Origin of the sequence: Azospirillum sp. B506 (assembly GCF_000333595.1) — a bacterium.
GTDB lineage: Bacteria > Pseudomonadota > Alphaproteobacteria > Azospirillales > Azospirillaceae > Azospirillum.
Window position 1 is genome coordinate 1 of the sequence record NZ_BADK01000420.1, and the last position, 10966, is coordinate 10966.

Below are 10966 nucleotides of genomic sequence, written 5' to 3' on the forward strand. Positions count from 1 at the left end.
CCTCGCGGTGCAGCAGTCGTTCCGACTGGACCATGGCCAGCAACGAGAGGCCCACACCGGCAACCAGCGCCAGAATGGGAACCGTCACCGGCAGATGCAGACGGCACAGAGCCCGACGATTGACGGAGTCCGAGCCGGAAGCAGGCGGACCGTGCCCCAGTGGGGAAGCTTTAGGAGACGCTAAAGCAGACGCTCCAGGAGACGCTTTGGAAGCCGCTTTCGGATCCTCGTCTGGATCGGCTGCCGGCTCCGGCATCAGAACTCCTCTAGGATCTTCGGACTTGTCAGCAGCAGATGCTCGATCATGCCCAGGATCTCTTCGATCTTGCTGCGGGTGGCGTCCAGCTCGTCGGCCGTCTTATCGTCGATACCGGCCTCCATCAGCATGGTGTCGAAGGTGTGCAGCGTCTCGTTGAAAGCCTTCTGCTCCGCCACCAGCACGTCGAAGGCGCCCAGCGAGGCGGTCAGGGCCAGCGGAGGATCGCTGACGAAGGAATGGCTGATGTCGGTGAAGATGGCGATGGCACTCAACTTCTGCCGAAGGACCCATTGCGGAAAGTTCGACGGCAGCTCCGTGCCGGTCGCTTCCAACCTTTCCTGGATCGAGAAGATCAACCCCTGGATGTCCAGGTAGGCAGCGCGAATCTCGCGGAAGCGCGGAAAGGTCTTCGGTTTTCCGGCGGCGCGCAGGCGGCTCAAGGCGGCGATGTCTTCAGTCAGCTTGCGGGCCATCCGAAGCACGACGTCCCTCACCTTCGACATCACACGCCTCCGCTCAACGGATCATCCCTCGCATCCCGGACAAGGGGGCGTCACCCCGTCGGCCGGGCCGGAGTCTACACCAGAACCTTCTCCAATCGTTAGTATTACCCATAGGGTGGCCCCCTACAGCGCAGGGCGCCGCCCGGCCGGATCAGAAACCGACGGCGGAGACCGGCGTCGCCCCACCCGCCAGCCCCGCCTTGTCCAGCTCGTCGAGCAGGGCGATGACCTCCCGGGAAGACCGCTCCACTTCCGCCACCTCGGTCAGCGCCCGGTCCAGGTCGCCATCCCCGAAGGCGCGGGCGGCGGCCTTGCCATGGTCGTGGACCCGGCGGTGCGGATTCTCCAGCCGGGTGAAGGCCGGGTGGGCGCGGTAGGCCATCGACGAGGGGCCGTAATACCATTTGCCCAGCCGGCAGGCCTCGTGGCTCGCCAGCTCCTCCGGCCGCAGGGTCTCCAGCCCGACCAGCATGTCGGCCAGCCGCTTCTTCCAGATGACGTGGTCAACCTTGGCGATCTTGATGATCTTGCCCGGCACGTCCTGCTCCATCAGCAGCGACAGCTGGCTGCCCAGCATGCTTTCGACCTCGCGCGTCGCCTGGACGCTGCGCAGGATCGCCGCACTGTTGGCTGCGCTGCTTTCGGCGATGCGGGCGGTGCCGGAGGCGACCTCGTTGGCGGCGGCGGACTGCTGGGTCAGGATGCCGGCGATGTCGGCCATGCGCTGCCGGTTGAGGCCGATCTGATCGCCGATGCCGGCCATGCTGTCGCTGACGGCGCGGATCGCGCGCTGTCCCGCATCGACCGCGCGCGTGCCGTCCTCCATCGACGTGACGATGGCGCTCATCTCCGCCTTCAGCGCATCGATGCGCAGGCGGATATCCTCCGTGGCGCGGGCGGTCTGGTTGGACAGGTTCTTCACCTCGCTGGCGACCACCGCGAAGCCCTTGCCGGCTTCACCGGCGCGCGCCGCCTCGATGGTGGCGTTCAGCGCCAGCAGGTTGGTCTGCTTGGCGATGGCTTCGATGGTGGAAACGATCTCCGCGATGCGTTCGGAGGCGATGGTCAGCTCGCCGACGCGCCTGGCGGCTCCATCCACCGCCCCGGCGATTTCCTGCATGCGCCTGACCGCATCGTCGACGGTGCGGCCGCCTTCCGCCGTCACCGCCTGGACCTCGGCGGCCTGGTTGGCGATGTCGCGGGTGCGCTGGCCGATCTCCTGGATGCCGGTCACGGTTTCCTCGGTCGCCGCGGCGATGCCCTGCGCCTCCTGGTCCACCGCCCGCAGCTGGCCGACCATTTGCGCGGTGGCGACCGCGGAATCGTTGATGGCAATGGCGGCATCGACGGTCCGGTCCATCAACTGTCCGGCGAGTTGCCCGAACTCCGCGCCCGGCGACGCCGTGGCGCCCCGTGGACTGAAGCCGGCGAGCGTGCGGGCGCTGTCGCAGGCCACCGCATGCGCCACCGCCGCGGCGGAGCGGCGCGCCGTCGCCCGCCGCCAGAACAGGGCGTCCTGAACCAGGGCCAGCAGATCGCCGAGCATGAGGCCGTAGGCGGCGGCGCAGCCTGCCGGCGTCAGGCCGGTGCGGCCGAAGCCATCGCCCAGGGCGCGGCAGCGTTCGGCATGCTGCGGACTGCCGGCATCCCGGAACATCAGGCGCCAGTGTTCGCTCAGATCCCGTTGAAGGCGGACGGTGTCGGGCTTCGGCTCGACGTCCAGGGCCGCATGGGCAAGGAAACGACCGGCCAATGCGGCAAGTCGCTCTTCGGCCAGCCGGCCGACGCCAGCCAGCAATCCCAGCTCTTCCTGTCCCAGTCCGAAAGCCTCTCCGTCCAACCGCCGACCAACGACACCACTCATTCTTTCATCCACCACGCCATGCGTGGCGCAAGATCATTCCCGCGCCAACCGTCAAGAATGAAAGAAGTTTACTGCAAATTGCCGCTCCCGACAATCTGGGGCTGATACCGGCAAAATAGAAGGGGAATTTGAAACGATCTCCACAGGGCAAACGCCCCACCTCGAATACTTTCTGTTTGCTGCGCTGAAAGGTGTCATCCCTTTACCAATGCTTCCCTAGCGGCAATCAGGGCGCACAAAGATCCCCAATCGCGTCGGCGAGAAGTCCGCTGAGCGACAGGGCGTTGGAGGGGTGTGGCACGCCGTCGCAGGACAGCGGATGGCCGAGTCCTTCCGCCGCGAAGCGCTCGGCGACGACGTCGCTGAACAGGGCATGGACGCCATAGACCTGCACCCGGCTGGCCCCCAGAACCCGCGCCGCGCGGGCGCAGGAAAAGATCGTCTCGCCGGAGCTGATCACATCGTCGACGATCACCACCGGCCGGCCATGGATCGGCGCATCGGGGGGAAGCGCCACCGTCACGTCGCGGTCGCCGCGCCGTTCCTTGCGGCCGACGATGCCGGTCAGGCCGAGCGGTCCGGCCACCGCCTCGACCAGCGGGGCGGATTCCTCGTCCGGACCGACGATGACGGTGCCGGACGCCACACCGTTCGCCCGCAGATGCTCGGCAATGGGGGCGGCGCCGCTCAGCGCGATGGAGGGACGGCCAACGAACACCTCATCCAGCGTATGGGTGCGGTGCAGATGCGGCTCGACGCAGACGAAACGGTCGAAACAGCGGCCGAGCCAGTCGCCGACCACCGTCTGGCTGACCGGCTCGCCCGGCTTGAAGATGGCGTCCTGGCGCATATAGGCCATGTAGGGCGCCACCAGGCAGAGGTCGGTCGCCCCCTGGCGGCGCAGGACCGAAGCGGCGAGCGTCAGCTCCACCAGCTTGTCGTTCGGCCGGTCGAGCGAGCGGTAGACGATGGCACGCTCCACCGGTTCCGGCAGGCGAACGAGGCTCTCGCCATCGGGGAAGCGATGCAGCTCGGCGATGTGGCAGGGGATTTCCAGCGCCTGGGCCAGACGCCGTGCCGCGTCCACCGAGTCCGGAAAGCCGTAGACGGCCGTGTAATTGCCCGTATTGCGGGCCATGCCCCTTCTCCCTCTACCACCTTCGACGGCAGCAAGCTTGGCGCAGGCGGTATGGGCGGGTCAATCATGGCAAAAGGCAAGCTTTGCTGAGCCGCCGTCCCGGAGGGTCGGCCTATGCGGTGTCGGGCCAGAAGGCGGCTTCCAGAACGTTCCTTCGCTGACGGTCCTGTCTGAACCCAGCCGGCATCCGCAAGGTCGGCGAGCCCCATGGCTCGGGCCTCGCCAAAGACGTCCGCCCGGCAGCGGCTGGGCTGGGAGGCCGCAGTTTGGCCGGATTGACCTATCGATTGGCGAGACCGCGAGAGCCGGTTCCACCGGATCCGGTTTATTCTGACGCTAATGCGGATCATTCGCATTAAGCCACCCCATCAAGCCGCCGCAGTTTATCGCATTGGAACGACAAATGAACCGCTCGAACACCTACAAGCTGTCGGCCAAGCTGTCGGCCAAGCTGTCGGCCAAGCTGTCGGCGCCCCCGATATATTTACTCGCGACGTTCCTTGCTTCGGGATGGGCCTGTGTCGCAGACGCACAAACGGCACCAGCACAGACGAAGCCCGCGCAAACGAATGTCCCGTCGGACACGCTGGTCCTCGACCCGATCGACGTGACGGCCAGAAAGACCAAGGAAGACCTGAAGAATGTCCCCGAAAGCATCACCGTCGTTCCCCAGGACAGCTTGACGGCGGCACCGTTCGATCCCGGCGCGACGATCGCCCGCAACTCGCCGAACGTGCAGTGGGTCAGCAGAGCCACAGGGTCGCAGTTCTTCTCGATTCGCGGCGTCAGCTCCCTCGGATCGCCCGTCAATTATTCCGACGGCACGGTTGCCTTCAGCACCGACGGCGTGCCGAACAGCATGATGGGCGCCTCCAACATCCTCCTCGACGTCAATCGGGTCGAGGTGATGCGCGGCCCGCAGGGGACGCTCTGGGGCAGCAATGCCCTGGGTGGCGCCATCAACGTCGTGACCAATCAGCCTGACGGGAAACGGGACATCCATGCGACCGGCGAGATCGGCTCGAACGGCTACCGCATGGGCGAGATGGTCCTGGGCGGCACCATCGCCGATGCGCTCGATGGACGCATGGCCCTCCGTCTCGGGCACCAGAGCGGCGACGTCCGCAGCCTGTACACCGACGACCTCGGCAAACGCGACATCGGGGCCTTTCGTGGCGGGCTGCGCTTCACCGGCAGCGACGATACGACCGTCACCCTCACGGGCAACTACCTGCGGGATGAAGGCAACGCACCCTTCTACCTCCTGCGCGATGCGTCGCACTTTCCAACCAGCGGAAGCTTGACCGAACCGAAGTCGATGACGACCCAGGCCGGCGCCACGCTGACCGTGGAACACCGATTCGACGCTTTCAGGGTCACCTCCATCAGTGCCTATCAGCACAATGAGCTGAACAGCAAAAGCGACAACGCCGACAAGCTGCTCTACGACCGGGTTGGATTTCCCGCCTTCAGTTCCCGCGGCAACCTCGACGACACGGAGAACGTCTTCAGCCAGGAGCTTCGGCTGAGCTCGCAGGAAGGCGATCCGATCCGGTGGGTCATGGGCGCCAGTGCCGCCCGCAGCGAGGGGAGGCGGACGTGTGTCAGCGCGCAATGTGCGCCCCCGCCCTACTTCGACGCCATCACGATGAACTCCGATTTCAACAGCACCAACCTCGGCCTGTTCGGCGACATGTCGATCCCGGTCGCGGAGCGGTGGGAGGTTTCGGTCGGCGGCCGGTTGAGCCATGACAACCTCGAACTCAAGCGTCGCAATTCGCAGGATATTGCCGGTCTGACAGGCTCGAATTCGGCCTCGCAAACCTATCCGACGGGCCGGATGGCGCTGGCTTACAAATGGTCGGACGAGGTCCGGACCTATGTCTCGGTGGCGCGCGGACACGCCACGCGGGTCTATCCGTTGTTCGGCTATCCGGTGAAGGGCGTGGTGGACGATCCATATCCGGCGGCGACCGGCTGGACCTATGAGGCCGGCATCAAGACAAGCCTGCTCGACGACCGCCTCGAACTCGATGCCAGCGCTTTTCACAACAAGATCAAGAACGGCGTCTTGACCTACCTCGATCCGGCGCTCGGAACGTTCGGCACGACCTATCAGGATTACGAGACCACCGGCTTCGAATTGCAGGGCCGCGCGCTCGTCACCGATGGGCTGACCCTGACGGGGGGCCTCGGCTACACGCACAGCAAGCTGGGAGCCAATGGCGCCAGCATCAACACCGTCACCGGGAACGGGGTGCCCAATGCGCCAAAGTGGACTGCCACCACGGGACTGCAATACGACATCTCGGCCGGCGTCGTGAGCCTCCCCGGTTCGTTGTCATTCGGGGTGCAGTATCAGTTCACCGGCAGCCGTCCCGCCGATGTCGACAACTCGTTCGATCTGAAGCCCTACCACATCGTCGATGCGCGGGTCGGGTGGAGCAACGATGCGAACGATCTGGAAATCTATGCCTTCGGGCGCAATCTCCTCGACCAGCGTGCCGAAACCTTCGGTTCGCTCTATTTGGGCGTCGAAACCGTCGCAGCCGGACCGGGCCGCATCGTCGGGCTCGGGATGACCAAGAGCTTCTGATCGCGAGCACGTCGCGCATCGGTCCGGCCGGCCTTGCCGGAGCATCCCGTCTCATCCCCCGTCAGGATCGCCCCGGTCAGGATCGCGAGACGCAGGCCCAGACCCAGGCCGCTCCAGGAGGTAACGGGCCGGCGGTTTGCCGACCATCTTTCGGAACATGGTCACGAAACTGCTGGCGCTTTCATAGCCGAGATCCATCGCGACGGCTTGCACGGTCTGGCCGGTGCTCAGATGCCGCAAGGCGAGGACAACATGCAACTGCCGGCGCCAGCGGCCGAAACTCATGCCGATCTCTTCCGCCAGCATGCGGCTCAGGCTGCGTTCGCTGAGCGCGACCCGGGACGCCCACTCCGCGACGGAGGCACGATCCGCCGGCGCCGCGATCAACAGGTCGGTGAGCCTCTTCAGGCGCGGATCGCTGGGGATCGGCAGGCGGAGGTCTTCGACCGGAGCCGCAGCCAGCTCGTCGAAGATGACGGAGACGATCCTGCCGTCCGGACCGTCGGCGTCATAGTGCTCCGGAATCGCGTTCGCCCGCATCAGCAGATGATGGAGCAGGCCCGACACCGTGATCGTGCAGCATGTGTCCGGCAGGCTCGGCGCCTCGGGAGGCTCGATGAAGAGGGAAAGGCACTCCACCACGCCCGAGCCGAAGACGGTATGGGGCAGTCCGCCGGGAATCCACACGGCGCATTGTGGGGGCACGATCCAGACAGCGTCATCGACCTCGCAGTTGATGATCCCACGGACCGTGAACAGCAGTTGCGCTTTCCGATGCGAGTGCCGCGGCGACCGCTCCAGGGTCTGGAGACTGGCAACGGCATTCGCCGCGACAAGAGCGCGAGGAATTTCATCGACATAAGAGAGCCAGTCGCTGCGGACATCCAAATACATCGGGGCCTCACCCGGCGGCGTTCCAACTTGGCCGAATTAAAACATACATTGGTTGGATTGCGCAATGACGCCAACAGCCGAGTGAGCTATTGCTTCCAGGGTGCGAGGACATGCGGCGCGCTTCTTCTTAAGAGCGGCGGCGCGCAACTCCCCCATCGGAAAATCCAAACAGGAGTTAGTCCATGATTGAAACGAAATCAGTCAGACTTGCGCTCGCGTGGCTGGTCCCTGCTGTGGGGGCCACGATGTTCATCACGTTCCAATGCTTCACCTATATGAACGAATACATCAGAAGCGGCGGAAAGATGCCGGCCATAACGTTCGATTCCACAATGCTGTGGAGCGCGGTGATCTTTTACGGCGCCTGGGTCATCCCGGCCTTGCTGGCTCTTGCCGGACGGCGCGCCACCGACTGGGCCATGCTCGCTTCCGGCGGACTCCTGTTCACATTGTGCACGCTCGGTGGCGTCTTCGACGGTTTGCGCGACGGCGGCCATCTCGTCGCCTTGGAACTGCTGGCCGTCACCCTTCCGGGCGCGGTCGCGACAATCCTGTCGTGGCGGCACATCCGCTCGACGTGACCACATCGATCCCGCTCAGGAGACAAGACATGTCGTTCGACAGCACGAGCTTTCCATTGGTCTGGGTCACGTTCGAACAAGGCCCGGATCATGACCACGACAAGGATTTTCAAGAATTCGAGGCAAATCTGGGACGCGGGGAACCGTTCGTTCTGCTGACCGATTCCACGCCGGACGAGGAGCATGAGCACAGCCAGGAGGAAAAGAAACGCAGTGCGCTGTGGATGAAGAAACACAAGGCCGAACTGCGCAGCCTCGTGCTGGCGATGATCGTGATCGAGCCGAGCGCCGCCAAGCGCCTGGCCTTCAAGGCCTTCGGTGTCGCCTTCGCCAAATTCTGGGGCTATCCGTTGCGGCTCGCCTCGTCCCGCGAGGAGGCCCTGGAGATCGCCAGGACCCTGCTGTCGGAGCGCAGCGGGCCCGCGGTTGGCTGACCGACAACGCTCCCCGATCCGGTTGTCGGCGCTGTCGTGGCCTTGCGTCGGCGTTGAGCCTGCCGATGGCGGATCGGCGGAGCTTCAGACCGGGCCGTCGGTGACGGAGAGGTGTGGAAGGCGCCGCTAGACCTCCGGTCGCTTGTCCTCCTCCGCCTCGTCCGCTTCGGATGCCGCCGGATCGACATGGATGCTTTCAGCCCGGCGCGCCATCCATTGGAAAGCGCCCAGCCCGACCACCAGCAGCGTGACGACACCCAGCAGCATCACCGGATAGACGATGGCGGAGATCTCGCTGGTGCGCGCCTCGAACACCAGCACCAACCCCTCCAGGCTGGCGGCGATGATGATGGTGGTCAGGAACTTGGTCAGGGTGCGGCGGGCCTCGTCGGCGCGGCGCAGCTCGCGTTCGCGGACGATCTCCTCCTCGTAGAGGTATTTGGCGATCTCGAACACGGCGATGGCCAGCACGATCATCCCCACCCCGTCCAGCATGGCCGAGGTCAGGATGGCGCTGTCCAGCGCCACCATCCCCTCCACCACCGTCAGGGCCGACAGGCCGATGAACAGCAGGGCGAACAGGCCGAGCGTCACCGCCGCCAGGAAATACATGCCGCGTGCCGCCGATTCGAACATCGCCCTCGCCTTTCTGCAAGCTGGTCCTCGGCAGTGTGAACGCACGAGGCTGGCGATCCGCCCGGACGGTCCCCGCGGATTCATCGACGCTGCCGGGGAACCTCTTTAGAGTGGCGCCGACCTGCCGCCCTTCAGCCGGTTTCCCACTCCATGACGCTGCCGCCAGAACCCGCCCCTGCCCCCAATAACGCCCGCTCCGCAGTGGTGGCGAGTGCCGCCTATCGCGACGGCTGCCGCATCGCCGACGTGCCCATCGCCGAGGCCGGCGCCTGGGCCGCCAAGGAGGGATGCTTCGTCTGGATCGGCCTGTGGGAGCCGGACGAGACGCTGCTGATGGAGGTGAAGCACCAGTTCGGTCTGCATGAGCTGGCGGTGGAGGACGCCCTGCACGCCCACCAGCGGCCGAAGCTGGACGTCTATGGCGACAGCCTGTTCATGGTGCTGCGCACCGCCCGTCTGGACAAAGGCGAGCTGGTTTTGGGCGAAACCCATGTCTTCGCCGGCCGCGGCTATGTCGTCACCGTGCGGCACGGCGCCTCGACCAGCTATTCACCAGTGCGGGCACGGGCGGAAAGCGCGCCGCATCTGCTGAAGCATGGCGAGGATTTCATCGTCTACACCATCATGGATTATGTGGTGGACTGCTACTTCCCGGTTCTCGACCAGATGGCGGCGACAGTGGACGAGCTGGACGCGCTGCTGATCGCCCGGCCGCCCAGCACGGGGGAGATCGAGTGCATCCACCAGCTGCGCCGCGACCTGGAGCGGCTGCGCCGCAACGCCTCGCCCCTGCTGGAGGTCTGCTCGCGGCTGGAGCGGTTCGATCTGCCGATGATCGACCCGGCGATCCGCCCCTATTACCGCGACGTGCAGGACCATGTGATCCGCGTCAACGAACAGATCGGCTCGCTGCGCGAGGTGCTGTCCTTCGCCTTCGAAACCAGTATGATCCTGGCGTCGGCGCGGCAGAACGACGTGACGCGCAAACTGGCCGCCTGGGCCGCCATCCTCGCCGTTCCGACGGCCGTTGCCGGCCTGTACGGCATGAACTTCGAGCATATGCCGGAGCTTCACTGGCGCTATGGCTACCCGGCGGTGCTGACGCTGATCATCGTGGTCTGCGCCGGGCTGTTTGTCCGCTTCCGGCGGACGGGATGGCTGTGAGGGGACTTTGGTGACGGACATGACCGACGCGACAAACACGCTGCACGCCCTGCTGGACACCTATCTGCGCTGCCCGGCGGAGGCGGCGCGCAGCGAGCTGGAACAGGCGCTGCGCAACTATCAGACCGAGTGGATCCGCGCCCGCGCCGGCGTCGATGCCCCGGCCCCGCCGGCAGCATCCCCGGTTGCGCCCGCGGCCAAGCCGGTGGTGGCGAAGCCGCGCTTCCCCATCGCGTCGGCCGACCTGGAGGTGCTGAAGCGGCTGGCCGACGGCTGGCCCGGCACCACCGCCGAGGTGGCGCGCTGGGCCTGGTTCGAGAACCGCGAACTGGTGGCACTGGAGCCGAATCCGGCCGGCGAGGGGCCAGAGCTGCTGCGCCTCGCCCCGCTCGGCTGGGCCGCCATCGGCCGCATGCCGGCGGATTGAGGAGGGCGTCTCAATTCACCTGCGGCAGCGTGAAGATCTGGCCGGGATAGATCATGTCCGGGTCGCGGATCTGCTCGCGGTTGGCGGTGTAAATGGTGGTGTAGAGCATGCCGTCGCCATAGGTGCGGCGCGCGAGACGCCAAAGGCTGTTGCCGGGCTGGACGACGACGTTGCGCCCGTCGGTGGCGGAAGCCGGCATGGCGGAGACCTGGACCGGCAGTTCCGCCCGCGCCATCACCTTGCCGGACAGCGTGACCTGATCGGCGCGGAGGGTGTAGAGGCCGGGGTCGATGAGCTTTTCCGGAGTCAGGCGCCAGTTGCCCTTGGGGTCGCTGTGGGCGCTGCCGACGAGGATGTTGTCGAGATAAAGCTGCACCGCGCTGTTGGGCGCGGCACGTCCGCCGAGCGCCACCCGGCCGACGGGATCGTAGTCCATCGTCTCCACCGACACGCCGCCCGGCGGCGGCGGC

Annotated in this window: 12 protein-coding genes; 5 read left to right on the forward strand and 7 right to left on the reverse strand. The window is 65.8% G+C overall.

Going from position 1 to position 10966, the window contains the following annotated elements; genetic code table 11:
* The 4 genes from I71_RS39150 to I71_RS12935 form a co-directional block, all read right to left on the reverse strand.
* A partial coding sequence (locus I71_RS39150) for a hypothetical protein (protein ID WP_211098384.1) occupies positions 1 to 256 on the reverse strand: 256 nt, incomplete at its 3' end.
* On the reverse strand, positions 256 to 762 hold the full coding sequence (locus I71_RS12925; protein WP_042695267.1) for a hypothetical protein: 507 nt from the start codon (positions 760 to 762) through the stop codon (positions 256 to 258). The genes I71_RS39150 and I71_RS12925, both read right to left, overlap by 1 nt.
* 151 nt (positions 763 to 913) lie before the next feature.
* Positions 914 to 2626: a methyl-accepting chemotaxis protein gene (locus I71_RS12930; RefSeq protein WP_083897136.1), complete on the reverse strand. Its 1713-nt coding sequence runs from the start codon at positions 2624 to 2626 to the stop codon at positions 914 to 916.
* A 226-nt stretch (positions 2627 to 2852) separates the two neighbouring features.
* Positions 2853 to 3764 (reverse strand): ribose-phosphate diphosphokinase, encoded by a 912-nt coding sequence (locus tag I71_RS12935; protein WP_042695268.1) that lies wholly within the window; start codon positions 3762 to 3764, stop codon positions 2853 to 2855.
* 403 nt (positions 3765 to 4167) lie between these two features.
* Here I71_RS12935 and I71_RS12940 point away from each other — a divergent pair, with 403 nt between their 5' ends.
* The gene (locus I71_RS12940; protein ID WP_042695269.1) at positions 4168 to 6360 is read left to right on the forward strand and encodes a TonB-dependent receptor; all 2193 of its coding nucleotides are present in this window, start codon (positions 4168 to 4170) and stop codon (positions 6358 to 6360) included.
* A 51-nt stretch (positions 6361 to 6411) separates the two neighbouring features.
* Here the strand turns inward: I71_RS12940 and I71_RS12945 are convergent, their stop codons facing one another.
* Positions 6412 to 7254 (reverse strand): helix-turn-helix domain-containing protein, encoded by an 843-nt coding sequence (locus I71_RS12945; RefSeq protein ID WP_042695270.1) that lies wholly within the window; start codon positions 7252 to 7254, stop codon positions 6412 to 6414.
* Positions 7255 to 7436: 182 nt separating this feature from the next.
* Here I71_RS12945 and I71_RS12950 point away from each other — a divergent pair, with 182 nt between their 5' ends.
* Together I71_RS12950 and I71_RS12955 are read left to right on the forward strand one after the other, a co-directional pair.
* Entirely contained in the window at positions 7437 to 7835 is a 399-nt protein-coding gene (locus tag I71_RS12950) for a hypothetical protein (protein WP_042695271.1), read from the forward strand.
* Between the two features lie 29 nt (positions 7836 to 7864).
* Positions 7865 to 8269 carry a hypothetical protein gene (locus I71_RS12955; RefSeq protein ID WP_042695272.1) on the forward strand — a complete coding sequence of 135 codons (405 nt, stop codon included), beginning with the start codon at positions 7865 to 7867 and terminating at the stop codon, positions 8267 to 8269.
* A gap of 126 nt (positions 8270 to 8395) precedes the next feature.
* On the opposite strand, the gene I71_RS12960 is transcribed toward I71_RS12955, so the two are convergent.
* Positions 8396 to 8905 (reverse strand): hypothetical protein, encoded by a 510-nt coding sequence (locus I71_RS12960; protein ID WP_042695273.1) that lies wholly within the window; start codon positions 8903 to 8905, stop codon positions 8396 to 8398.
* A gap of 150 nt (positions 8906 to 9055) precedes the next feature.
* Between I71_RS12960 and corA the strand changes: the two genes are divergently transcribed.
* Positions 9056 to 10069, forward strand: a complete 1014-nt coding sequence (gene corA, locus I71_RS12965; RefSeq protein ID WP_042695274.1) for a magnesium/cobalt transporter CorA — start codon at positions 9056 to 9058, stop codon at positions 10067 to 10069.
* A gap of 19 nt (positions 10070 to 10088) precedes the next feature.
* Positions 10089 to 10496, forward strand: a complete 408-nt coding sequence (locus I71_RS12970) for a hypothetical protein (protein ID WP_042695275.1) — start codon at positions 10089 to 10091, stop codon at positions 10494 to 10496.
* Between the two features lie 10 nt (positions 10497 to 10506).
* Here the strand turns inward: I71_RS12970 and I71_RS12975 are convergent.
* Positions 10507 to 10966: LysM peptidoglycan-binding domain-containing protein (locus tag I71_RS12975; RefSeq protein WP_042695277.1), on the reverse strand; the 460-nt coding region annotated here is incomplete at its 5' end.

What these genes read in the sequence shown, in the direction of transcription:
- I71_RS12950 (WP_042695271.1), top strand. Translation starts at nt 7,437, where the DNA reads ATGATTGAAACGAAATCAGTCAGACTTGCGCTCGCGTGGCTGGTCCCT.
- I71_RS12960 (WP_042695273.1), bottom strand. Translation starts at nt 8,905, where the DNA reads ATGTTCGAATCGGCGGCACGCGGCATGTATTTCCTGGCGGCGGTGACG.
- I71_RS12945 (WP_042695270.1), bottom strand. Translation starts at nt 7,254, where the DNA reads ATGTATTTGGATGTCCGCAGCGACTGGCTCTCTTATGTCGATGAAATT.
- I71_RS12955 (WP_042695272.1), top strand. Translation starts at nt 7,865, where the DNA reads ATGTCGTTCGACAGCACGAGCTTTCCATTGGTCTGGGTCACGTTCGAA.
- I71_RS12930 (WP_083897136.1), bottom strand. Translation starts at nt 2,626, where the DNA reads ATGAGTGGTGTCGTTGGTCGGCGGTTGGACGGAGAGGCTTTCGGACTG.
- I71_RS12940 (WP_042695269.1), top strand. Translation starts at nt 4,168, where the DNA reads ATGAACCGCTCGAACACCTACAAGCTGTCGGCCAAGCTGTCGGCCAAG.
- corA (WP_042695274.1), top strand. Translation starts at nt 9,056, where the DNA reads ATGACGCTGCCGCCAGAACCCGCCCCTGCCCCCAATAACGCCCGCTCC.
- I71_RS12970 (WP_042695275.1), top strand. Translation starts at nt 10,089, where the DNA reads ATGACCGACGCGACAAACACGCTGCACGCCCTGCTGGACACCTATCTG.
- I71_RS12935 (WP_042695268.1), bottom strand. Translation starts at nt 3,764, where the DNA reads ATGGCCCGCAATACGGGCAATTACACGGCCGTCTACGGCTTTCCGGAC.
- I71_RS12925 (WP_042695267.1), bottom strand. Translation starts at nt 762, where the DNA reads ATGTCGAAGGTGAGGGACGTCGTGCTTCGGATGGCCCGCAAGCTGACT.